This is a genomic window from Hymenobacter volaticus, assembly GCF_022921055.1.
Taxonomy (GTDB): domain Bacteria; phylum Bacteroidota; class Bacteroidia; order Cytophagales; family Hymenobacteraceae; genus Hymenobacter; species Hymenobacter volaticus.
Genome location: NZ_CP095061.1, coordinates 2388898 through 2411449 on the forward strand (window position 1 = coordinate 2388898; position 22552 = coordinate 2411449).

The 22552-nt window shown below is 55.2% G+C and carries 22 protein-coding genes and 1 pseudogene; 14 read left to right on the forward strand and 9 right to left on the reverse strand.

The annotated features are described in order from the left end of the window. Positions 1-67: 67 nt before the first annotated feature. From MUN86_RS10320 to MUN86_RS10330, 3 genes are all read right to left on the reverse strand, one after another. On the reverse strand, positions 68-748 hold the full coding sequence (locus MUN86_RS10320) for a response regulator transcription factor (RefSeq protein WP_245124980.1): 681 nt from the start codon (positions 746-748) through the stop codon (positions 68-70). Positions 749-844: 96 nt separating this feature from the next. Continuing rightward, positions 845-2416: an ABC transporter permease/substrate-binding protein gene (locus MUN86_RS10325; RefSeq protein WP_245124983.1), complete on the reverse strand. Its 1572-nt coding sequence runs from the start codon at positions 2414-2416 to the stop codon at positions 845-847. Beyond that, on the reverse strand, positions 2413-3489 hold the full coding sequence (locus MUN86_RS10330) for an ABC transporter ATP-binding protein (RefSeq protein WP_245124986.1): 1077 nt from the start codon (positions 3487-3489) through the stop codon (positions 2413-2415). The genes MUN86_RS10325 and MUN86_RS10330 overlap by 4 nt, the downstream gene beginning before the upstream one ends. 262 nt (positions 3490-3751) lie before the next feature. On the opposite strand from MUN86_RS10330, the gene MUN86_RS10335 reads away from it, so the two are divergent. The 4 genes from MUN86_RS10335 (at position 3752) to MUN86_RS31725 (ending at position 6845) form a co-directional block, all read left to right on the forward strand. After that, a complete protein-coding gene (locus MUN86_RS10335; protein ID WP_375379482.1) occupies positions 3752-4759 on the forward strand; it encodes a DUF1028 domain-containing protein in 1008 nt (335 codons plus the stop codon). 38 nt (positions 4760-4797) lie between these two features. Next, positions 4798-5355: a histidine phosphatase family protein gene (locus tag MUN86_RS10340; protein ID WP_245124989.1), complete on the forward strand. Its 558-nt coding sequence runs from the start codon at positions 4798-4800 to the stop codon at positions 5353-5355. Between the two features lie 99 nt (positions 5356-5454). Beyond that, on the forward strand, positions 5455-6588 hold the full coding sequence (locus MUN86_RS10345) for a M20/M25/M40 family metallo-hydrolase (protein WP_311181923.1): 1134 nt from the start codon (positions 5455-5457) through the stop codon (positions 6586-6588). Between the two features lie 5 nt (positions 6589-6593). Then, positions 6594-6845 (forward strand): hypothetical protein, encoded by a 252-nt coding sequence (locus MUN86_RS31725; protein WP_311181925.1) that lies wholly within the window; start codon positions 6594-6596, stop codon positions 6843-6845. A 139-nt stretch (positions 6846-6984) separates the two neighbouring features. On the opposite strand, the gene MUN86_RS10350 is transcribed toward MUN86_RS31725, so the two are convergent. Both MUN86_RS10350 and MUN86_RS10355 read right to left on the reverse strand, forming a co-directional pair. Continuing rightward, a complete protein-coding gene (locus MUN86_RS10350; RefSeq protein WP_245124992.1) occupies positions 6985-7221 on the reverse strand; it encodes a hypothetical protein in 237 nt (78 codons plus the stop codon). Positions 7222-8080: 859 nt separating this feature from the next. After that, positions 8081-8908, reverse strand: a complete 828-nt coding sequence (locus tag MUN86_RS10355; RefSeq protein WP_245124994.1) for an OmpA/MotB family protein — start codon at positions 8906-8908, stop codon at positions 8081-8083. Between the two features lie 219 nt (positions 8909-9127). Here MUN86_RS10355 and MUN86_RS10360 point away from each other — a divergent pair, with 219 nt between their 5' ends. The 3 genes from MUN86_RS10360 (at position 9128) to MUN86_RS10370 (ending at position 12514) form a co-directional block, all read left to right on the forward strand. Further along, complete coding sequence (locus MUN86_RS10360) at positions 9128-10921, forward strand: S8 family serine peptidase (protein WP_245124997.1); 1794 nt, start codon at positions 9128-9130, stop codon at positions 10919-10921. Continuing rightward, complete coding sequence (locus MUN86_RS10365; protein ID WP_245124999.1) at positions 10918-11640, forward strand: hypothetical protein; 723 nt, start codon at positions 10918-10920, stop codon at positions 11638-11640. The genes MUN86_RS10360 and MUN86_RS10365 overlap by 4 nt, the downstream gene beginning before the upstream one ends. A gap of 271 nt (positions 11641-11911) precedes the next feature. Further along, complete coding sequence (locus tag MUN86_RS10370) at positions 11912-12514, forward strand: hypothetical protein (protein ID WP_245125002.1); 603 nt, start codon at positions 11912-11914, stop codon at positions 12512-12514. Positions 12515-12748: 234 nt separating this feature from the next. On the opposite strand, the gene MUN86_RS10375 is transcribed toward MUN86_RS10370, so the two are convergent. Then, positions 12749-14089 (reverse strand): M23 family metallopeptidase, encoded by a 1341-nt coding sequence (locus MUN86_RS10375; protein WP_245125005.1) that lies wholly within the window; start codon positions 14087-14089, stop codon positions 12749-12751. Positions 14090-14425: 336 nt separating this feature from the next. Here MUN86_RS10375 and MUN86_RS10380 point away from each other — a divergent pair, with 336 nt between their 5' ends. From MUN86_RS10380 to MUN86_RS10405, 6 genes are all read left to right on the forward strand, one after another. Continuing rightward, complete coding sequence (locus MUN86_RS10380) at positions 14426-15046, forward strand: helix-turn-helix domain-containing protein (RefSeq protein WP_245125007.1); 621 nt, start codon at positions 14426-14428, stop codon at positions 15044-15046. Between the two features lie 124 nt (positions 15047-15170). Next, the gene (locus MUN86_RS10385) at positions 15171-15377 is read left to right on the forward strand and encodes a hypothetical protein (protein ID WP_245125010.1); all 207 of its coding nucleotides are present in this window, start codon (positions 15171-15173) and stop codon (positions 15375-15377) included. A gap of 22 nt (positions 15378-15399) precedes the next feature. Then, entirely contained in the window at positions 15400-16146 is a 747-nt protein-coding gene (locus MUN86_RS10390; RefSeq protein ID WP_245125013.1) for a hypothetical protein, read from the forward strand. 74 nt (positions 16147-16220) lie between these two features. Then, positions 16221-17072 carry a hydroxymethylglutaryl-CoA lyase-like TIM-barrel protein gene (locus MUN86_RS10395; protein ID WP_245125015.1) on the forward strand — a complete coding sequence of 284 codons (852 nt, stop codon included), beginning with the start codon at positions 16221-16223 and terminating at the stop codon, positions 17070-17072. Between the two features lie 133 nt (positions 17073-17205). Continuing rightward, a complete protein-coding gene (locus MUN86_RS10400; RefSeq protein ID WP_245125018.1) occupies positions 17206-17484 on the forward strand; it encodes a (Fe-S)-binding protein in 279 nt (92 codons plus the stop codon). A 17-nt stretch (positions 17485-17501) separates the two neighbouring features. Next, entirely contained in the window at positions 17502-17876 is a 375-nt protein-coding gene (locus MUN86_RS10405) for a (Fe-S)-binding protein (RefSeq protein ID WP_245125706.1), read from the forward strand. Positions 17877-18164: 288 nt separating this feature from the next. On the opposite strand, the pseudogene dapA reads toward MUN86_RS10405, so the two are convergent. Continuing rightward, a pseudogene (dapA, locus tag MUN86_RS10410) lies at positions 18165-19030 on the reverse strand (4-hydroxy-tetrahydrodipicolinate synthase). Between the two features lie 120 nt (positions 19031-19150). Between dapA and MUN86_RS10415 the strand changes: the two are divergent. Continuing rightward, on the forward strand, positions 19151-20071 hold the full coding sequence (locus MUN86_RS10415; RefSeq protein WP_245125020.1) for a polysaccharide deacetylase family protein: 921 nt from the start codon (positions 19151-19153) through the stop codon (positions 20069-20071). A 64-nt stretch (positions 20072-20135) separates the two neighbouring features. Here the strand turns inward: MUN86_RS10415 and MUN86_RS10420 are convergent, their stop codons facing one another. Both MUN86_RS10420 and MUN86_RS10425 read right to left on the reverse strand, forming a co-directional pair. Then, the gene (locus MUN86_RS10420) at positions 20136-21728 is read right to left on the reverse strand and encodes a glycosyltransferase family 2 protein (RefSeq protein WP_245125023.1); all 1593 of its coding nucleotides are present in this window, start codon (positions 21726-21728) and stop codon (positions 20136-20138) included. Positions 21729-21736: 8 nt separating this feature from the next. Next, entirely contained in the window at positions 21737-22432 is a 696-nt protein-coding gene (locus MUN86_RS10425) for a glycosyltransferase (RefSeq protein WP_245125025.1), read from the reverse strand. Positions 22433-22552 lie beyond the last annotated feature (120 nt).

Genomic DNA, 22552 nt, shown 5'->3' on the forward strand with positions numbered 1-22552 from the left:
AGTCCTATTGGATATTTAATCAAACGTAAAAGCTGATCAACATCCGTTTCGCAACTAGCTTACTCCGCTACTCAGTTACTCTATAGCCAATGCCGCGCACGGTTTCTATAAAGTCGGTGGGAGCATAAGCGCTGAGCTTTTTGCGGATGTTCTTGATATGAACGTCGATGTAGTTGGAATCGGAGTCATCTTCCAACACGTTGCCCCACAGGTGTTCTCCTAGCTGCAAACGCGTAAGCACGCGGTTTTTGTGTAGCACGAGGTAGTGCAGCAAGTCGAATTCCTTTTTGGTGAGGGCCACTTCCTGGTCGCCCTGGCGGAGCACCCGGCCCGATACGTCCATCAAAAAGCCCGAACCGAAGGTGATTTCCTGCCGCTTCAACCCAAACTTGCGCCGCGTGATGGCCTGCATGCGGCTTTGCAACTCGAGCAGCGAAAACGGTTTTGGCAGGTAGTCATCGGCACCCAAGTCGAGGCCTTTGATCCGGTCGTCGAGGGCACCGCGGGCGGTCAGGATGATGAACGAGGCCTCCTGTTGATCATTGCGCCGCGCTTCGCGCAGCAGGTCCAACCCGTCGCCGCCGGGCAAACCGAGGTCGAGGAGCACAAAGTCGTAGCTGTTGACAAAGATTTTCTCGGAAGCTTCCCCGTAGGTGTGGGCCGAATCCACTAGGTATTGCGATTCAAGCAGAAACTGCCGCACTTCGTCGTGCAGGCTTTTCTCGTCTTCTACAATCAGGACGTGCATAGAAATTCAGATTTAAGGCACAAGGTTCTTACGACCGGAATGAACAGTGGATGAAGAATAAATATAGTGCAGTAAGCGCAGTAGATATAAACCAGGCTACTGTCGCAAATACGCTCCTAAGTCGGAAATAGAGGCAATACGGAGCTGCGTGGCTTGCTTGCGGCGCATCAGCAAGGCATACGTATTGTTGAAGCCGAGCGGTGCGAGCCATTCCAAGTTGTAGCGGCGCTGAAACCCGGCTCGCACGTAACGCAGCACAGCCCCTGCGTCGCCACCCAACGAGTCCACTACGGCGGGCGTAGGCTGCAGCAGCACCAGCAGGCCAGTGCCGGTGTACTCGGGATACATATCGATGGCGCCGCTGCGCAATGCCTCAAAACAAATGGTGGTGCCGCCTAAACCGGTTTTGGTTTGCACGTCGAGGTCGGTATAGCCACGGATGAGGCCGGCGTACATTTCGGCCAGTATGTACTGCTCGGCGAAAATCTTCGAGCCTAGCTTTACGGTAGCAGCGCCGGCTGGCAACGGACGAGGGGTGCGCCACAAACCCCGCCGACGTAAAAAATTTAGGGCTACGGTTTTCGGCTCTTCGTGCAGGTAGTCAACGTGGTAGTTGAGTTCGGTCATCACCGAATCGGAAAGCTGCCCGGCAAGTTTGCTGATTACGGCCCGCAATTCTGGGTGCGCGCTCAGTAGCTCGGGGCGCACCACGGGCGCGGCATAGTAGGGTGGAAATACGCGCCGGTCGTCGTGCAGAACCTGCAGGTTGTATGCTTTGATCCGGCCGTCGGTGGAATAGCCGTCGATGACGTCGACGTTGGCGTTGCGTGCTGCTTCGTAGACCAAGGCCGGCGCCAGCACCACACTGGGCAGGCGGCGCAAACCGTAGGTGCGCGTAAGGCCAGGTAGCCCATCGGCCCGGCCTACAAATTCGGGGCTAAAGCCGGCTTGTAATCGGCCCGTTGCGCGCGGTAGCAAGTAGAGCGTAGCCAGCAGGGGTAATACCAATAGCAGCCCAAGCCCAACACTGCGCCGCTTACGGCTTGCCAGGCGTTGAACGCCGCCCAGCGCCGCGTCAAATACCAGCGCTAAAGCCGCCGCCGGAATAGCGCCGGCCAGAATCATAACCGGATTATTCAAGGCAATGCCCCCGAAGATGAACTCGCCGAGGCCACCCGCTGCCACGTAAGCAGCCAGAGTAGCCACGCCCACGTTGATAACGGCCGCCGTACGAATGCCCGCCAGTAGTACCGGCAACGCCAGTGGCAGTTCCACGCGCCGCAGCAGTTGGCTATCGGTAAAGCCTAAGCCGCGGGCCGCCTCCACCACGCCCGCATCAACTCCCCGAATGCCAGTCACGGTGTTGCGCACAATGGGCAGCAGCGCGTACAAGAACAGCGCGAAAATGGCCGGTGCCGGCCCGATGCCCATGGCCGGAATCAGGAAGCCGAGCAAGGCAATACTCGGAATGGTTTGGAGCACACCGGCCGCGCCCAGCACCCAGGGCGCCAGCTTAGGCCGGCGCGTAAGCAGTAAACCCAGCGGCACCCCGACGGCCACGCCAAGCAGCAACGATGCGGCTGTTAGGCCGATGTGTTGCACTGTTTGCTGGCCTAGTTTACCGGCTTGTAATTGCCAAAAGGCAAGCAGTTCTTGTAGCGTGTTCATGGGCGTTGGAGACGTTGAACAGCTTGCCCAAATGCCGCCATCAGCGCAGGCAGTGTTACCGGAATTAGAGCCTCTTTAGTTGCCACTTTGGTGCTGTCTAGAGTATGGTTATGAGCCCCTATGGCTTCACTTGTCACTGGTTGAATCCAGAGTGCTGATGGTGCGTGCAGGGTAGTAGATGGAGCACTTAGTCGTTCTAAAGCTTCTTGAACTGTAACATTAGAATGGACTATACTTTGATCTGATTGTGAATAGTCTATAGAAATGCCAGTTGATGATTCAGCTAAATCGATGAGCAAGTCATCGAGGGTCAGTGTGCGCAGTTGTAGCGTCAGGCGCTCAGCTTCAAAGAAGCGTCGAACGAAGTCGTTGGCTGGTTGAAACAGCAGCTCCCGCGGCGTACCTAACTGCTGTACTTTGCCGCTGTCAAGCAGCATAATTCGGTCGGCTAACTCGAAGGCTTCGGTGACGTCATGGGTAACGAGGACTACAGTTTTCAAACGCAGTTCATCCAACTCGCGAAACTCCCGCCGGATGTCGGCCCGGGTGATGGGGTCGAGGGCCCCGAAGGGTTCATCAAGCAGGACAATGGGCGGGTCGGCGGCCAAGGCGCGCGCCAGCCCCACCCGTTGCTGCTGTCCCCCCGAAAGCTGCCCCGGATATTGGTTAGCATACCGAGCGGGTGGCAGGTGCAGGCGTGTCAGGAGAGCCTCGGTACGAGCGGCTATCTGAGGGGCGGGGTAGCCTAGTAGTTTTGGCACTACCGCCACGTTCTCGGCTACCGTGAGGTGCGGTAGCAGCCCCACTTGCTGAATGACGTAGCCAATGCCACGCCGCAGTTCTTCAGGCCGCTGGGCGCGCACATCCTGGCCCTGTACTTCCACCGTGCCCGCGTCGGGTTCCACGAGCCGGTTGAGCGTTTTGAGTAAGGTGGTTTTGCCGCAGCCGCTCGGGCCCAGTAGCACCAGGGTTTCGCCGACTCTTAGGTCGAACGACACATCCTGCACTACCGGGTGCGGCCCGTAGTGCTTGCGTAAGCCACGGACCCGGATGATAGGTTGAGAATCAGACATACAACGAAGTAGAGGCGGTAAGGTAAAAAATGTAACCTAAGCACCCGCTTGTGTTGGCTACCAGAGGCAATAGCACGAAGCCTTTGTTCTGCGTATTGTTGCTGGAATTGCGCCCTACTCACGATGGCGCTCTAGGAACTACGCGTCGCCTTGCGCTACCTCGTTTCGCAATAGACAAGGCAAAAGCTTCATGCTTTAGTTATCGACTACGCCCGAAAGCTGCCAGCGCGTATCTTGAGCCACCTTACCTCCCAAGCCCACTATGAATCGCAAACCGCTACTACTGCTTTTCCTTCTAGTCAACCTGTTGCCCGGCCTCATGCCCCGCGCCGCGGCCCAGGTGTACCGCGCTGCCGATCCGCTGGCTCATACCTTCTCCATTGTAGCCCGCGACCCGCAAACCGGCGACATGGCAGTGGCCGTGCAAAGTCATTGGTTTTCGGTGGGCACGTCGGTGAGTTGGGGCGAAGCCGGCGTGGGAGTGGTAGCCACCCAATCTTTCACCAACAAGTCGTTTGGCATGCGGGGCTTGGCCTTATTGAAGAGCGGCAAAACCGCGCAGCAGGCTCTCGATGAACTCCTGCGTACCGACGAAGGCCGCGACGTGCGCCAGGTGGCCATCCTCGACGCACAAGGCCGCGTGGCAACGCACACCGGCAGTAAGTGCATCGACATGGCCGGGCAGCAGCAGGGCAGTCAGTTTTCGGTGCAAGCCAACATGATGCTCAACAACACGGTGCCTGCAGCCATGGCCAAGGCCTACGAGCAGAACGCCAAACTGCCTTTTGCAGAGCGCGTAGTAGCCGCCCTGGAAGCCGCCCAAGTTGCTGGTGGCGACATTCGGGGCCGGCAATCTGCCGCCATCCTCATTGTGCGCGGCAAAGCCACCGATGCCCCCTGGACCGACCGTCTCCTTGATCTGCGGGTCGACGACAGCGTCGAGCCGCTCAAAGAACTAGCCCGCTTGCTGCGCTTGCACCGGGCCTATGAGCACATGAATGCCGGCGACCTAGCCGTGGAGAAAAACGATGTTCCCGGGGCCATTCGCGAATACCAAGCCGCCGAAAAGCTGTTCCCCGACAACTTGGAAATGAAGTACTGGCATGCCATCAGCCTCGCCAACAAGCAGCAAGTACCCGCGGCTCTCAAAATGCTCCAGCCCATTTTCAAGCAAGACCCCAACTGGCGCACTCTCACCCAGCGCTTGCCCAAAGTCGGGCTGCTGACCGTGAGCGACGCTGAATTGAAACAAATTTTGGCGTTACAGTAGCCTCGCTTACACTAGCCTTTCCAATCCTATTAAGAGCCATGAGCCGTCTTGCCTTCTTACACCTGTTGCTGTGGCCTTTGCTTGCGCTTACCACGCAGTGCTCAACCAGCCGTTCCGGCACTGGCGCCCAACCAACCACTATCTATATAGTGCGCCACGCCGAGAAAGACCTGACGCCCAACCTGCCTGATCCGCTCTTAACGCCTGAAGGCCAGCAACGAGCCCTAGCCCTGCGCGACTCTTTAGTTCGGCGGAAATCTTGGGCGGCTATTTTCAGCACGGCTACCAGCCGCACTCGCACTACCGCCGAGCCATTGGCGCAAGCCGTTAAGCTTCCTGTGCAAGACTACGACCCCAAGCAGCTACCCGCATTGGCCCGTCGTATCCGCCGGAGCTATCCGGGCCAAACGGTACTTATTGTCGGCCATTCCAACACCGTCCTCGAAACAGCCGAAGCTTTTGGGGCGCCGCGCCCAGTGCCTACCATCGGCGACAACGAATATGATTACTTGTTGGAAGTGAAACTGCCGCGCGACTCCACGCAGGCTGCTACGGCGGTAGCGCGGCGCTACGGGGTGCCCAGTGCTAGTCGTTAATACTGTTCGATGCTGCAACTTGCCGCAGTCTTCCTACTACTTTAGTGCTGTTGGTAGTTGCTAGCCATCAGTTGTTTTGTTTTCAACCTTTCCCTTTTCATGTCGATTTCCTTTCCTCGCTTACTCTTAGCTGGTGCCTTTGCGCTGGCCGTTAGCGCGCCCGCTACGGCTCAAACCACCACCAAAATCGATTCACTGGCCATCCGCAAAATCTACGACGAAGCGTTGTTGCGAGGGCAGAGCTACGAGAACTTGCGCGAATTGTGCACCAAGGTGGGAGGGCGCCTTAGCGGCTCACCTCAGGCCGAGCAGGCAGTACAGTGGGGCAAGCTAGCCATGGAGAAGTTGGGAGTAGACCGGGTCTATCTGCAGGAAGTGATGGTGCCGCATTGGGTGCGCGGTGCCAAGGAAAAAGCCGAGATTAGGCCTGCCAAAGGCAAAGGCGTAGCGTTGTCGGTGTGTGCCCTCGGCGGTTCCGTTGGCACCAACGGCAAGATTAAGGCCCAAGTGGTGGAAGTGAAAAGCATGGCCGAACTAGCGGCACTGCCCGCCGAAAAAGTGAAAGGCAAGTTTGTTTTCTTCAACCGGCCCATGAATGCCACCTACGTGGAAACGGGCCGCGCCTACGGCGAAGCCGGCGACCAACGGCGCATTGGTGCCTCCGAAGCGGCAAAGCGGGGTGCCATAGGCGCTCTCGTGCGCAGCCTCAGCCTGGCCCACGACGATTTCCCTCACACTGGCACGATGCGCTACGAAGACAATGTAGCCAAAGTGCCTGCCGCCGCCCTCAGCACGAATGGTGCCGACCAACTCAGCCAGCTTCTCAAAGTGGATTCCGACCTGACGGTGGAGCTAGAAATGGCTTGCCAAACCCTACCCGATGTGAAAAGCTACAACGTGGTAGGCGAAATCAAAGGCTCAAAATACCCCAATGAAATTATCACCGTAGGCGGGCACCTCGACTCTTGGGACCTAGCACAGGGCGCCCACGACGATGGTACCGGCTGCGTGCAAAGCATGGAAGTGCTACGGTTGCTAAAAGCCACTGGTTTGCGCCCCGAGCGTACCATTCGGGCGGTACTGTTCATGAATGAGGAGAATGGCGCACGCGGCGGCCTCAAATACGCTGAGTTGGCCAAAGCCGCCAAAGAGCAGCACGTAATTGCTATGGAGTCCGATGGGGAGGATTTACGCCTCGCGGCTTTAGTATCGAAGCTGATCCCGCTACCGTAAAGAAAATGCAGCAGTGGGAGCCTCTGTTTGCACCCTACAAAAGCAATGAATTTGCTCCTGGCCACGGCGGTACCGACATCGGCCCCCTAAAAGATCAGGTTAAAGCACTAATCGGCTACAACTGCGACGACCAGCGCTATTTCGATATTCATCACACCGCCGTCGATACCTTCGACAAGGTGAACCGGCGTGAGTTGGAACTAGGTGGTGCAAGTATGGCGGGCCTTATTTATCTGATAAGTAAATACGGTCTATAAGAGAGCCAGCAACAAATGCGCCAAGGCCAAGCGTGCTATGGCTAATAGGCTTGCGTAATTTAGCGTACCTCAAAATTTAATAAGTAAAAAAGCCGTCTGCAATTTATTGCAGACGGCTTTTTTACTTATTATTAAAGAACTACTCAGCGGAAGTTGTTTCTTTCTTCGGACGGCCAGGACGCTTGCCAGTGCTGCTTACAGCACGCGGCTTGCGCTCTTTTTTCTCAACTGTATAGCCTGGCTCTAACATAGTGCTGATTTCAGTAATCAATTCGGTCACTTTGGTCATATTTTTGCGAATCTGGTTGAGCACCGCTTCATTATCTTCGGCGCTGGCCAGAATTTGCTGTAGTTTGCTGAGGTCGGGAGTAGCCATGAGCTGGAATTTTTGGTTGAGTAAATATGAACTATCGCTCAAAGTTGAACTAAAAACTATTTATATCAAATAGTTTTTATCTACAACGGGAAAAAACCAGCTGGGTTATCTAATTGAAATTGTTTATTTCGAGGTGCTACAGAAAATAATTTTTCGATTTTCAATTCCATTTCTGGTAATTTATAACGGCAGCCAGTGCCCCTAGCAGCGTGCCAAACGCTAACAAACCCTATCCAGGAGCATAAGACCCCATACGGCTCTATTGCACGGAAGCACAGCCATGCAGAATCTTCCTATAGTCTTTTACATGAGTTTCATGAGCGTATCATGAAAACCCGCTTTTAATTAATGACTAAATAGCGTATTTAAGGCAAGCCTATGTGGATACAAACTAAAATCAATAAGCTACTAAAAACTTATACCGATTTGTGTTCAACAAGTAATGCACTATATAATCTTGCCTTGGCAAGATTATTTCGCTCCTGTTACCAATTTAGCTAAAATTTTTCTTCTGCGACATATGGTAAGGAGCGAGAAATATTTTAGTCGTAATCCGATTTCGATCTTCAGCTTCCTGCTTTGCATATGTACATAGCTTTAGAGACAGGATGGAAGAATAGAGCAATGCTTATCAGCGGGATTTTGTAAGTAATACTGTTTGTCGACGACTAGTTACGAGTTCAATAATTTACAATTACTCTACTGAATAAGACAACGTAGTGAGGTTTAAGGCTGCACCTACACGAATTCGCATTATAGCCTTTTAGATATCTAGTCAGTAGAAGGTCTATACGCAACAATGGCTTTCCCGTACGAGAAAGCCATTGTTGTAAAGTAAACAAAACGAGGTGAACTATAATTAGTTAGCTTCCAAAATCTGGAATAACTCGTCGAGTTTGGGTGTTAGAATAATTTCAGTGCGCCGATTTAGTGCTTTATTGGTGGGTGAATTATTCTCGGCAATTGGTACATACTCTGCGCGCCCCGAAGGAGTTACTTGGCTGGCTGGCAGTCCGTTAGTGGTAAGCAAGCGCGTAATTTCGGTGGCTCGCAGTACGCTCAAATCCCAGTTGTCGCGCATGCCGACGGTGCCTCTGGCAATGGGTACGTTGTCGGTGTGGCCTTCCACTAGTACGTTTACGTCTTGGTTGCCTTGCAGGGCACTCGCTAGCTTTTTCAGTGCCTCTTGGCCTTTGGGGTCTACCCGGGTAGAGCCGGATTTGAAGAGCAGTTGTTCGGAAAGGGAAACATAAACCTTCCCGTTTTTGACGTTTACCTGCAAGTCTTGGGCATTGAACCCCAGGAGCGCATCGCCTACTTTCTGACGTAAAGCTTTCACGGCGGCGTCTTTCTGGTCCAGAATGCGTTGCATCTCAGCAATACGCTGTTCTTTCGAGCGCAAATCGGCGGTCAGGGCGCTGTTGGCTTGCTCGGCTCCGGTTAGGTTATCATTGAGTTGATTTAGTTGTTGGCTCCTGCTGAGTAGGCTAGACCGTAAGGCTTCTTCGTTGCGGGTTTTCTCTTGTTCAAGCGCGGTCTTCTGCGCCTGTAATTGGTCGCGGGAAGACGTAAGAGCGGCATTTTGTTGTTGCAGCGCGGCAATTTCCTTGGCATTGCAACCACTTAGCATTAATGCACCAGAGCCGAGCACAGACAGCAAGGCTAAACGGGCAGACAGCAGATTCATAAGACTGAGAAAAAGGTAAAAAGTAAATAGTTGGGCTTGAAACGGCCCTGGGTAATGTTGAGTTGTCGGGGATACGACCAAGACCAGTTGTTTTGCATTAGCTTTGAAATCCTTAAGCCGAGCCTTTCGTTGGAGTTGTCGGATGCCGGTTTGTTGATGCCGGCCCTGCTGTTCGGTTGTCTTGATTGTATTCTAACACCTGTTATTTCCTTGCTGTATTTGCTTTCTCGCGTTCAGGTTGTAGTACTGCTCCTGCTGCTAGGAACGACTAGCCGAGCCGCAGGTCCACCGCCTACGCGCCGCTATTGGGTGGAACTGCACGATAAAGCTGGAGTCAAATTCGAGCCAGCCACTTATTTCCACCCGGCCGCCCAAGCCCGCCGCCAGCGGCAGCACCTGCCGCCCGCCGACTTCACCGATTTGCCCGTTAGCCCAGTGTACTTGCGCGCCGTGCAAGCCCACGCCGATACAGTACTTTTCGTGAGCCGATGGTTTAATGCCGTAGCCTGCCGGGCCACGGCCGCACAAGCCGCGGTGCTTGCCACTCTACCCGGTGTGCAGCAGGTGATAGAACTGCCCGAAGTAGCTCTACATCCCGCCCTCCGGTCTGCAGTGGCCGCTGTAACTAGCTCAGGAGACAAAGCCACTATTAGCGTTGCCGACCGTCAATTAGCTCGTCAGCAAACTCGTACTCTAGGCGCTGATGCTTTCCGGCGGGCAGGACTGGATGGGCGGGGCCTGCGTATTGCTATTTTCGATGTGGGCTTCAACGGAGCCGATCGGCACCCGGCCTTTCGCCAGCTTTTTGCGGAAAAGAAAGTGGTGGCCAGCTACGACTTCGTGCGTCAGACTACTAATGTGTTTCACGGCGGCACGCACGGATTGGAGGTGCTCTCATGCCTAGCCGGCCGCCTGCCCGATGGTACGTTGCTTGGCTTAGCGCCGGGGGCCGAATATTTGCTGGCTCGTACCGAGCGCATGAACCGGGAGGTGTATACCGAGGAGCTTGATTGGCTGGCTGCCGTAGAGTGGGCCGACCGCAACGGCGCCGATATCATCAACTCGTCGTTGGGGTACACCTCGCGCCGCTACTTCCCCGAAGACATGAACGGGCGCACCAGCTTAGTGGCCCGGGCCGCCGAGCTAGCGGTCCGCAAAGGCATACTAGTAGTAAATGCCGCCGGCAACGACGGCGACAACGACGACTGGCGCACCGTGGGCACGCCCGCCGATGCCGATTCGGTGCTAGCAGTTGGGGGCGTAAACCCGGATACTGGCTTGCACCTTGATTTCAGCGCCTATGGTCCTTCGGCTAGCAAAAGGCTAAAGCCTAATGTGGCCGCTTTCGGAACCGTATTGGCCGCGTCGCCCGGCGGCTATTCCCGTATCGACGGGACTTCGTTTGCGTCGCCGTTGGTAGCGGGCTTTGCCGCCTGTGCTTGGCAAGCGCAACGCAAACTGCCCGTTATGGCTCTGTTCACCGAAATCGAGCAGTCGGCAAGTTTATATCCTTATTATGACTACGCTCATGGCTACGGCATTCCGCAAGCTACCGTAGCACTGCGCTACTCAGCCGGGCAGAAGGCACTAGAGCAAACACTCACGGTCAGCTTTATAGCGCAGGATAGCACGGTGGCTGTACTTATTCGCCCGGAGGCAGAGCGACCAACTGTGGTGCGGCAACTTCCCCTTTATGCCGATTCGCTGAACAGTAAGCTGGCCGATAACGCTCCGGCCCGAGTAGCTCCCCTCGGCCGCGAAGACGCTCGTCCGACGCCGCAAAGTCAGAGTCCAGCAGCCACAAACGTCCCCGCTGCTCCAGGGTTTCCACCGCTGCCAGCAGCCGGCTACTTGTACTGGCACGTAGCAGATGCCAAAGGCGTATTGCGGCGTTATGAGGTGATGGAAGTCAGCCAGCGGGCTGTTCTACGCATCCCGCGCCGCACCTTGCGCCCCGGCGACGTGGTCCGGGTTTTCTATCAAGGCGCCACGCATAGCTACCCTGTTCAATGAGTTTAGATAAGAAGCTGACGGCAGCGTATGTACTCATGCTGGCGCTGCTGGCCGGGGTGCCCGCACATGCCCAACGGGTACTGCTGCATGCCGAGGTGGCCAATGACACGGTGTATACTTCCTTCGGACCGAATCGCGCCTTCTTCAATCACCTGTATGTAGGCTACCTGCCAGTAGTTGGTCGGTCAAGGGCGGGAGCTAAGCTGAACCACAGCAATTCCGCGGAACTGATGCTAGGGGTGCGCAACAAGTTTCGGTTGAGCGAACCACTTAGTGTAGGAGTGGACCTACGGTTTGTGCGGCAGGTGTACGGGCTCGACCAATCCAGCCAAAAACGCTTGCCTACGCCTGACTTACACTACCGCGAATCGTTGGTGGCGTCGCAGTGGCAGCTCGAAGGATTTATGCGATTGAATGTGGGGCAACGGGGTAACGTGATAGGCCGGTACCTCGACCTGACGGGCTGGGGTGGTTGGGTGATGAGCACAACTCACCGATACGAAGATCGGCCAGGCACCAGTGCTAAGCGGGTGAAAGTGGTGGAACATGGGCTGCCTTATATGAAGCGTTGGCCCTACGGTGTCGGAGCCCGGCTCGGTTCAGGTCGCTTCGCTGCTGTGGGGCGCTACCGGCTTTCCGATACCTTCACTTCTGCCTACCGAACTAGCTATCCAGAACTTCCTCGCTGGACGGTAGGAGTGGAGCTAGACTGGCTATAAAATTTCAATTTAAAGTGGCATTTTTCAAACCTTAGCCTAAACGACAAACGTATAGGGATCATAACATAAGCTTAACATTGTGTGATTATGAGGCAACAGTAAAATCAGACAAACAAGCCGTAATTATTAATCCTGCCTAGTATTTTTGGTTGATAAAGGGTTAGCCGTAGCTTTGATTTAAAATCAGTGACTTCGGCTTTCGAGCATCTCCCGGCTAATGGGTGACTTTGTACTTTGCCAACCTGCTCTAATGAAAGTTTTTCGCGTAATAATGAAAAAAATAGTACTCGTTGCCACTTGCTTGAGTGTTTTGCTTCAGGTTTCCTCTTGTATCACAACGGACAAGGAAGCTGGCACTGCTCGTAACACGGATAAGCCGTATACGCCTGTTCCTGATCCGTCGCGCGGCCGCGTCACGAACCGTACGGTGCTGCGAACTGTAAATGCCACTCACTATTTCTCTAACACCAAAACCAAGGACAACTTTGTATTGCAATTGCGAGGCACCAAGATTCTGAATGCGCAAGCCCGCTTCGTTATCTTGACTAGTACCGGCGATACGTTGCGCAAAGAACTGATGCCCGCCACGGCCTTGATTGACAAGCGCATGGCGGCTGATGGTACCGCTGCCACTGCCCGCGACAGGGAAATTGCCATTCTACAGAGCATGAATGCTTTCTTCAAGGAAGACCGGTTCACGCAGCCTGCTGTGCCTCGTTCCCTGCGCCTGCCCTCCGACGTGGACGCCCAAGCTTGGCAAGCAGTTCGGGAGGATACCAAAGCAGTAGGCTTCGACTACACAGCAGCAGGTGGTAAAGAGCGCCGCCTAGCATATGCCAAGAAACTGCGCAAAGCGGTTATCGTGGCAGAATAATTCAGCTTCGGAAATGTTGCGGTAGTCAATCTGCTGTCAATAAAGCCTAAAACAAAGCCGCCCCTACTCTAGAGCAGGGGCGGCTTTGCTATTAAGTGCAAACAGTCATCCTAAGAAGTTAGCAAACGCGGCGCAGCTCCACCAGGAAAACTGCGCCGCGAATACTCCAATCACCAGGTGAAAGGTAGAAGCAGGTACATGAACAGTCCGTGAAGCCGACTCCGCCTTTACCAACTAAGAATCGAGGCCGGCTAACCAGCCAATAGTACCTGTAGCGCTACGAACTAGCCGAAAGCCCTGGTACTCGCCTAACACGGCAACTAAGCTGCGGGCCGGCAACGAGTCGAGGGTGGCGGCACCGGTTTGCGGTTTGGCGTACAGATCGGTGGCTACTGGCAACGCCATACGCCGTAGAGGTGCCGCAGCCGCTACCACGGCGCGCGCCGGAATGTAGCCCAGCTGCCCATCCGGACGCTGCACCCGGTACCAGTCGGTTTGACTGCCGACTACCAATAGGGGAGTATTGCGCGAAACCCCGGCCACAGTTGTCGCCTTGGCTAAAGGGCCCCGATGCAGTGTCGCTTGCTTGTCGCGCACCCGTACCCACTGGCCTAGGCGTTCGGGCGCAGTGCGCGGGGCGGGTGGCAGCGCATCGGCGTGGCGTACAAACGGAAACGGATCGACGGCGCCCCGGCCGCCCCGGTAGATACCGAAGTGCAGGTGCGGGGGCGTGGTGCGGGCATTACCGGTGTTGCCAATCAAGCCCAACGTGTCGCCGGGTTTCACTTGCTGACCAGGTTGGACTAGCTGACGGTCGAGGTGGGCGTAGTAGAGGTGCTGGCTGTGCTCGGTATCGGCCAGCCAAACCACCTTGCCACCCCGCGGGGTTTCATTTACGCGGGTGATAAAGCCCGCTACCGCCGCCACGGCTGGGGTGCCGCGCTTAGCGAAGATGTCGATGCCTTCGTGCCGCCGGGCGCCCCCGTCTCGGTCGACCCCCCAGAAGCTACCTACGGCCACGTCATTTTTGCCGTGCACCGGAAAGCCAAGACTAGGAGCCCGCTGAATGCGCAACGTAAACTGACCGGTGCGCAGCAGTTCGGGCTGCACCCGTAGCAGGTGCTGGCGGTCGTCTTCGGCTACATAGCTGAAGGAGAGGGCGGTGGTGTCGGCAGAAGCTAGTTGACGGGGTGCGGCCCGGTCGGGGTCTAGCTCGAAAGCATCCAAAAACACGCGGGCTTCGGTGCCAGCTCCTAAGCTCAAACTGATACGAACAGTTTCCCCCTCACGGACCTGATAACGGTAGGAAGCGGCCGTAGCCTGGTCGGCCGAAAAGTAGCCGGTTTCCTGAAAGGGCAACGTCACGACCAAGGAGTCGCGCAAAGCGTTGGCGGCAGCAGCCAACCAGTCACGGCCCAAGGCTGTCTGATCGAGGCCAGCTTGGCGTAGGCGCCGAGCGTACGTTTCGTGGGGCGTTGATTTTTGAAAGATACCTTGTAGGGTTTGTTGCTGGCTACAAGCCGTAAGCAGCGTAATGAAAACGAGGTATAGCGGAGCGCGCAGGCGAAATGGCATGAGTTACTGGTTTCCTTTTAAACCCTTAATAGTGCTGGGTAGTTCGCCTCCCCACAGCAGATACAGTAAGTAGTAGGTGCAATAACACCCTGCTGATTTGCCAAAGCAGATGCCTCAGAGGCTATCTGCTCGAGCTGATTATTCCGATGCAGGCGGAATCTGGAGTAAGGGGTTCAAGGAGGTAAGTCAAGTTGCTTGCGCCGCTTGATGCGCGAAATATTGAATCGACAACCAGCCCAGTGGGGTCTGCTGATAGACGGTAGTTATTGCACATCGAGAATATATGGCCTGAGACAAGTATTATTGCTAGAATTTATTTTTCCTCTACTCGTCTATATGTTCTCTGCTAACCGCATTATTGCCGCTCGCAAAAGCAAAGGTTTTTCACAGGAAGTATTGGCAGAGCGGTCGGGGGTAAGTTTGCGCACCATACAGCGGGTAGAGCAGGGCGACACCACCCCCCGCGGCCACACCGTGTTGGCATTAGCCGTGGCGCTGGAAGTGCCGCTCGAAGTGCTGCAGAACGAGCCGGAAACAATACGCGAACCAGAGTCCGAACCAGCAGCGGAAGCACCCACGGTCGTGCCGGCACTGCGCTCAGATCCGCAGTTTTTGCAGTTGCTCAATCTGAGCGCACTAAGCCTTTTGCTGTTTCCTTTGCTTAACATAGTAGTGCCGCTGTACCTCTGGCGCACCCGCCGCCACGACACCGAGCACGTGGCCGAGATAGGGCGCCGAGTGTTGGGCTTCCAGATCTTGTGGCAAGTCGGTTGCTTCTTCGCTTATATGCTGCTGCTATTCGGCCAGATGGCAGCAGCCCGCTACTACCACCTCGTGCTACCGGGGGCCTTTCTTGGTGTGTTCATTTTCTCGTATTCACTTAATGTGCTAACGGTCGGCTACTATGCACTACAACTGCGTCGAGGAAACCTCAACTTATATCGGGTCATGCTGTAGTAGCAACTTGTTGATAGTCAACAAACAAAAAGAAGTGGCGGGTAAATGGCGGTAAAATGACGCACGGGCGGATTGGGCGAGACTCTAGTTTTGGTTTCGTAGTTCACTCCTAACCCCGTTCCTCGTGAAACTCCTGTTCAAAATTCTGCTTGCGGTGCTGGTCGTGCTGGTGGTAAGTGCTATTGGCGGCTACTTTTATGCTCGCAAGCAGTTTCAGCCCCCGTTAATCAGCTCACCGTTACCAAGCTGCCGGCCACAAGTGCTTTCGTTTGGGATGCTGATACCACGGCTCATCGGGCCATGCCGCACGCCGCATTGCTTGTGCCCGTAACGCTGCCTGGCTGTCCCCGTACTTGCTACATGCAGTTCGATACTGGCGCTCCTTACTCGATACTCTACGACAATCCGTTGGCAGCGCTCCGGGCCCAGTATCCGACTATCAGCAGCATGCTCCTTCCCAGGATGATGCGGTACGAAACTTTCATTTTGCCATTGGCCAAGGGGAATTGCAGGCCCGCACCATCAGGGTGATGCACCGTGGCGACACCGAGCTGCCTGCTGACAGCACCGCTCCTTTCGTGATTGGTACACTTGGGTCCGATGTGCTGGCTAATCAGGTATTGGTTCTCGACTACGCTCGTCGGCATTTCAACTTGTATGCTTCCGTGCCTGATAGTCTCGCGCGCCAAGCCACTTACGTGCCCATGAGTTTCGACAGCCGCCGTGTGATGGTGGATATGAGCCTGCAAGGCGAACCCAAGCAGTTGCTTTTCGACTCGGGCAGCAGCGCCTTCGCGTTGCTTACCAGTGAAAGCACTTGGCACAACCTAGCCCAGCCAGCCGCCCCAACTCATACGGCCGCCGTCAACTCCTGGGGCAAAACCCTTACCTCGTACACGGTAGCTACTGCCGCGGCCTTGCAGGTAGGAGCCTTGACAATGCCGTTGCGCACCGTCACTTATATCAAGGGCATGAATTGGTGGCAAACGTTGCTGATGGCTTCATCGGGGATGGGCGGCATGCTCGGCAACGAGCCTTTCGTTGATCATACGGTCATTTTGGATGTACCGGGCGGACGTTTTGGGGTGGTGCAGAGGTAAGCGGGCGGCGCGGACGTAGTGTTTGTCGTGCGGGTTCTACCTTTGCTGTTCTACGCTGCTTTCCCCGCCCCACCATGAAACTTATCGACTGCCCCCGCGACGCCATGCAGGGCTGGCCCACCTTCATTCCGACTGCCCAAAAAATCAATTACCTGAACACGCTCTTGCGCGTAGGGTTCGATACGCTCGACTTCGGCAGTTTCGTCTCGCCTAAGGCCATTCCCCAGCTCGCCGACACGGCGGAGGTGCTCGACGGGCTGGAGTTAAGCAGCACTACCACCAAGCTACTGGCCATTGTGGCTAATTTGCGGGGCGCTGAAACGGCCGCTCAGTACCCGCAGATCCGATACATTGGGTTTCCACTATCGGTGTCGGAAACTTTCCAGCAGCGCAACACCAACAAGAGCATCGCCCAGGCGCTCGATGAGGTAGCTCGTACGCAGGAACTCTGTGCCCGCACCGGGCAGGAGCAGGTGGTGTACTTGAGCATGGGGTTCGGCAACCTGTATGGCGACCCCTGGAGCCCGGAAGTACTAGGCGAGTTCACCCAGAAGCTCGATATACTTGGCGTTCGCATCGTTGCCTTATCGGATACCATTGGGGCGTCGGTGCCAGAAACTATTGCGCCGCCATTTCGGGAATTGACGGCGGCTTTCCCACACATCGAATTTGGGGCGCATCTGCATACTACCCCAAGTAGCTGGCACGAGAAAGTGCAAGCGGCCTACGGAGCCGGCTGCCGCCGGTTCGATGGCGCTCTTGGAGGCTACGGTGGCTGCCCCATGGCCTCCGACAAACTCACCGGTAACATGCCCACCGAGCAACTCATTGATTTCAGTGTGGAAGTAGGAGCGAAATTGCCGCTAAACGAATTGGCGTTAGATGAGGCGAAAAAGTTAAATCAAGCAATATTTGCAGCTCATTAGTATTACTGCTAGTTTCTTCTCTTTTTCAAAGCTTATACAAGGCAAGCGCCTTTCTTCAAGACACATTACCATGCCTACTGCGGTCGATATATTTATTCCTTGTTTCGTAGATCAGCTTTTTCCGGAAACTGCCATGAACATGGTGAAAGTGCTGGAATCGGTGGGCTGCGAAGTGCACTACAATAGCAACCAAACCTGCTGCGGACAGCCGGCTTACAATGCTGGCTACAAAAAAGAGAGCCGCGAAGTAGCCTGCAAGTTTCTCGATGACTTCCCTAACGAGCCCGACCGGTACATCGTCAGCCCATCGGCTTCGTGCGTGGGTATGGTGCGCAATTCCTACGCCGAACTCTTCGATGGTAGCCCGAACAAGGCCGCTATCATGCCACTCAGCGCCGCATTTTCGAGCTAACCGAGTTTTTGGTCGATGTGCTGGGCGTGACGGCCATCCCGCAGGCCCGCCTCCAAGGCCGCTACACCTACCACGATTCCTGCTCGGCCTTGCGCGAGTGCGGCATCAAAATAGCCCCTCGGCAGTTGCTCGATGCTATTCCTGGCCTCGAACGCCTAGAAATGGCTGAAAACGAAACCTGCTGCGGTTTCGGGGGTACCTTCGCTGTGAAGTTTGAAGCTATTTCTGTGGCCATGGCCGAGCAGAAAGTAGAACATGCCTTGGCTACTGGCGCCGAATACATAATCAGCACCGATACCAGCTGCCTCATGCACCTCGACGCTTACATCCGCCGCGAGAAAAAGCCAATCAGAACGCTGCACGTAGCCGATGTACTAGCCAGTGGCTGGTAACGGATGGCAACGAGCTTGGTTGAATTCAAAAGTTTTGGTTTTTGGTGCGACGACAGTCTGTCGGAAATCTGGTTTGCCTATTGCCTTGAAGTGCTTGACAAGTAAGTGAATGTAGAAGGCTAGTTGCAGCAGGTTCAGGCTGATTGGCGGGTAAACTACGAACCACATCAAGTAGCCCTCTAGACTACTGAGACTCTACTACTTGGCGCGAACTTCTGCTATAAAATAACAAGGACCTGTCTTTTTAGAAGGCAGGTCCTTGTTATGTAGTGTAAGAGCAGCAACAGGCTACAGCAGTTGCCTTACTCGTTCTTGTAAGCTCTCTGAAGCTGCTAACAGTGGCAGGCGCACAGACCCTGAGCAGACGCCCAGGGCTTCTAGAGCGGCTTTTACGCCTACCGGGTTGCTTTCCTCATACATCAGTGGGTTTAAGTCGACGAACTTGAAGAGGAGTTGGCTTGCCTGCCCAAATTCACCGGCCAGTGCATAGCGCACCATATCGGTAAAGGGACGAGGAAAGGCGTTGGCCAATACGGATATAACCCCAACAGCCCGAAGCTTACAAGCGAAGTGGTCATCATGTCGTCGCCGGAGATGAGCAGGAAGTCTTCTGGTTTATGGGCGGCAATTTGCTGGCACTGTTCTAAGTTGCCGCTAGCTTCTTTGATGCCGATGATGTTGGGGTGCTGTGCCAAGCGGAGCGTGGTAGCAGCCGTAAGGTTGGACGCGGTGCGACCCGGTACGTTATACAGGATGACCGGTACCGGCGAAGCATCCGCCAGGCGCTCGTAGTGCGCAATGATGCCTGCTTGAGAAGGTTTATTATAATAAGGGCTAGCCGAAAGCAAGGCCTCAATTCCCGATAGGTCGGTGTTGCGGATGGTAGCTTCAGTGCCCGCCGTGTCGTTGCCCCCGATGCCATACACTAGCGGCACGCGGCCGGCCACGTGCTCTTTTACAACGCGCAGGATCTCCGCTTTTTCTTCGTGCGTGACGGTTGGTGATTCGGCGGTAGTACCATTAACCACTAAGTATTCAACTCCACCTTCAATGACGAAGTCGAGCAGGCGGCGCAGCGCTGCATAGTCGACGGAGTGGTCGGAAGGGGAGAAAGGAGTGACGAGGGCGACACCCGTGCCTCGGAATTTGTCCATGCGGGGAATAAACTGTTGCTTTGTATGATGCAAGAAGCCTAAAATCAGTCAAAAGACTTCTTCTAACTTCGTTGCGCGAAAATAAGGCATTTGCCTGCGGTCTGGTCACTTTTATCTTTCATGAAGCTTACTTACTCTCCTTTAACTACTGCTGCTGTTATAGCCGCAGCTTTTACCTTTTCTTCCTGCAACGATTCCAAGTCAGCCCTGACGACCGAAGCTAGTACCGCCACCGAGGCGGCGGCTAGCGCTGCTAACGCGGTTGCTACAACTGAAACAGCCTCCGCGTCCGCGGGACCGTCGGCACCCGATCCGGCTAGCATTCCGGCCAACCGCATTGCCGATGCGGCTACTATTACGGCCCGGCCGCAGGTGCCTATTCTGTGCTACCACCAAATCCGCGACTGGCGGCCGCGCGACTCGAAAGGGGCTAAAGATTATATCGTGCCTGTAGAGCAGTTCAAAAAGCAGATTCAAATGCTAGCCGATAGCGGCTACCATACCATCCTGCCCGACCAACTCTACGCCTACCTGGCTACTGGGGCTCCGTTGCCTCCCAAGCCCATCATGCTCACCTTCGACGACACCGACCTCGACCAGTTTACGGTGGCCCGGCCGGAGTTGGAAAAGCACGGTTTTAAGGCAGTATACTTTGTGATGACCGTGAGCCTAGGCCGGCCGCGCTACATGAGCAAAGCTCAGGTAAAGCAGCTTTCCGATGAGGGCAACGTTATCGGTTCGCACACTTGGGACCACCACAACGTGAAAAAATATCAGGGCGAAGATTGGGTAACGCAGATAGAAAAACCCACCAAAACCCTTGAGGAAATCACCGGCAAGGACATCAAGTACTTTGCTTACCCCTTCGGCCTGTGGAACCCAGAGGCTATTCCGCAACTCAAGCAACGCGGTATGGTAGCTGCCTTTGTACTAGCAGAGAAGCGCGACCCACAAGACCCACTCTACACGATTCGGCGCATCATTGCCAGTGGCTACTGGAGCCCTCGTACCCTGCACAATAGCTTAGTGAACAGCTTCTAAGGTTCCCTACCAACAGAAAGGGCCCCGACTTGATAGTCGGGGCCCTTTCTGTTGGTAAATCAGGCTAGTGTTCTAGGAAACTAACTTGTTTGGTTTGGGATACGCTGGTTTGCACTTGGTCGAAAATCACAGCTTTCACTTCGGGAAAACTTTCGCTCAGCTGCTTCGGAACCACCTTTGCTTTTTCGGCAGAAGCCATTAGCAACAATACGGGCTTGGAGTGCATCTCAATAGAAGGGGCTAGCTGAGCTCGAACCGGGTTGTACCACTCGGCAGGGGTGGCTGGCGTATTGCGGCCATCTACAGCTATCCAATCCACATAATTAATGCCTGGGAAATAGGCCTTCAGTGACTCATCCTGGGGCGGGGTCCAAACCCATATGAGCCGCGGTCCGCCTAAATTGCGCACTTGCTGCACGAGTTGTTGCCAGTCGTGAACGAACTCAGAGGCCGATGAGGTGTAGAGTACCGGCCGTAAAAGTACAGGAAACTTGAGCTTATCAAGTTCTAGCTGCTTTATCTGCTGTAGGTTAACTCGATTGCCAGGCTTTAATTCCCAGTTTAGTAAAGTAGCTCCGCGCCGTGCCGCCAGTGTTTGCTTTAGCGCTTGCAGTTGCGCTGGGGTAACGGTAGCAGGCATGTCTAAGGCCACTAGAGCCGTAGAGTCGCTAGGGGGAGGGGTGCTAGCAGTAGGAAGTGCCACGAGTTGCCCTAGGTGCAGGGAAGCGTCTGGCTGCGTAGGCCACCACTGTCGCTCCAAAGCAATGTAGTGGTTTTGGTAGCTGTGGAGCCCAACCAACGCCACACAATAGAGGCTTACTAACCCAATTGCAAAACGACCAGCAGCAGGCCGCAATCCTTCTACTAATTGACGGCCAAGTTGACCACGCCACCGGTCAGCCAGTAGCAACAGCCGCCGTAGGGGCCGGGCGCCCGCCGCGGTGCGCAAAATTGATTCAAGAATTCCGTGCTGGGCCATGGCCACAGCCGCCAGCAGAATGGCCGCGTTGAAGAGCACGAGCACCGACATAAACTGCGTGGCTGGTGTTAGGGAAAGTCCCCGCCCATACTTGGCGGCACCAATCAGCACTACAGCCGTCAGAATATTGGGCAGGCTGATCTTCCACTCTGTAGCCGGGCGCCCTTCCTTAGGAGTAGGGATATAGGGTACTTTGATGTTGATGAGGGCATAGAACCAGCCTAACGCATACACCCACCACGAGCCTACCCGCAATATGCCTCCCGCTAAGTGCAAGCCTGCTTCGTGAGGCTCGCGCAACCAGCGCTGCGCACATAGGCGGATAAGGAGGGTGAGGGCAGTGAAAGGGAGAATGTGCAAGGTGAACTCGCCTAGCCCCACCCGCCAAGGAAAAGTAGTGGTAACCAACGCCAGGGTGGGTACGGCTATGTCGATAAGGGTGACAACTCCCGACAAGAAGTATAAAGGCAACAGCAGGTAGTGCAGCCGCTGACGCCAGCTGAAGCGAGGAAACAAGCGTGGATATACCCGAATCAACAAATCGAAGGCGCCGCGCGACCATTTCAACTGCTGCGAGTAGAAGGCCCCAAGCGAAGCAGGCACTAACCCTCGACTCAGTACCTTAGGCAAATAGACCGAATTCCAACCTTGGGCGTGCAAGCGCATAGCAGTATGCATGTCCTCCGTCAAACCGGATGCGTGCCCCCAATCGAGTCGAGAGCGATACGACGGAAGGTACAGTTAGCGCCAATAGCTTGGCCGGTGTTGTAGGCGTTCATGCCCATGAGCAGCGGACCATAGAAATGGTAGGTCTGCTCGGCGGCACCCCGCGCTACTAAACTCTCGTGCTGATTGCCATAAGCCTGCACCACTTGCACAAAACCTACTTTGGTATCTTGAAAGTAGGGCACCACCTGGTCGAGGAAGTCGGGGGTGGGCACGTGGTCGGGGTCGAGTACCACGCACAACTCACCAGTGGCTTGGCGCAGCGCGTTGTTGATGTTACCGGCTTTGGCGTGCACCTTGATCTTGCGCGTAACGTGCACCACACCGAGCTGCTCGCACACGCGGCGCAGGTAGGGGTCGTCGGCTTCGTCGCAGAGGTAGCTGGTATGCGGGTAGCGAATTGCCTGCATGGCCTGCAACGTGCGCACGATCATATCGTAAGGTTCGCCGGCGCAGAAGGTGGTAAGCACATCCACGGTAGGCGCATAACCAGGTTGCCAAGTAGGGGCTATTGGCTCCCGCACGTTGACGTAGTGATACCACTCGTGCAGGGTGCGCAGAAATTTAAACCCAAGCGAACCTGTGAGCAACCAGAACAGCAACGGATTGCCAATGTGGTCGGGGTCAGCAAACCACCAAATGAATTGCAAGAGCATTAAGCAGCCTAAGGCTACTAATAGCCGCATTTGCTTTACACCAGGGGCTGCTTGAAATTTAACAGTCGGAGAAGAAGGAGCTGTTGTACTATTCCCTGTAGATGGTGTCCCACTTACTGG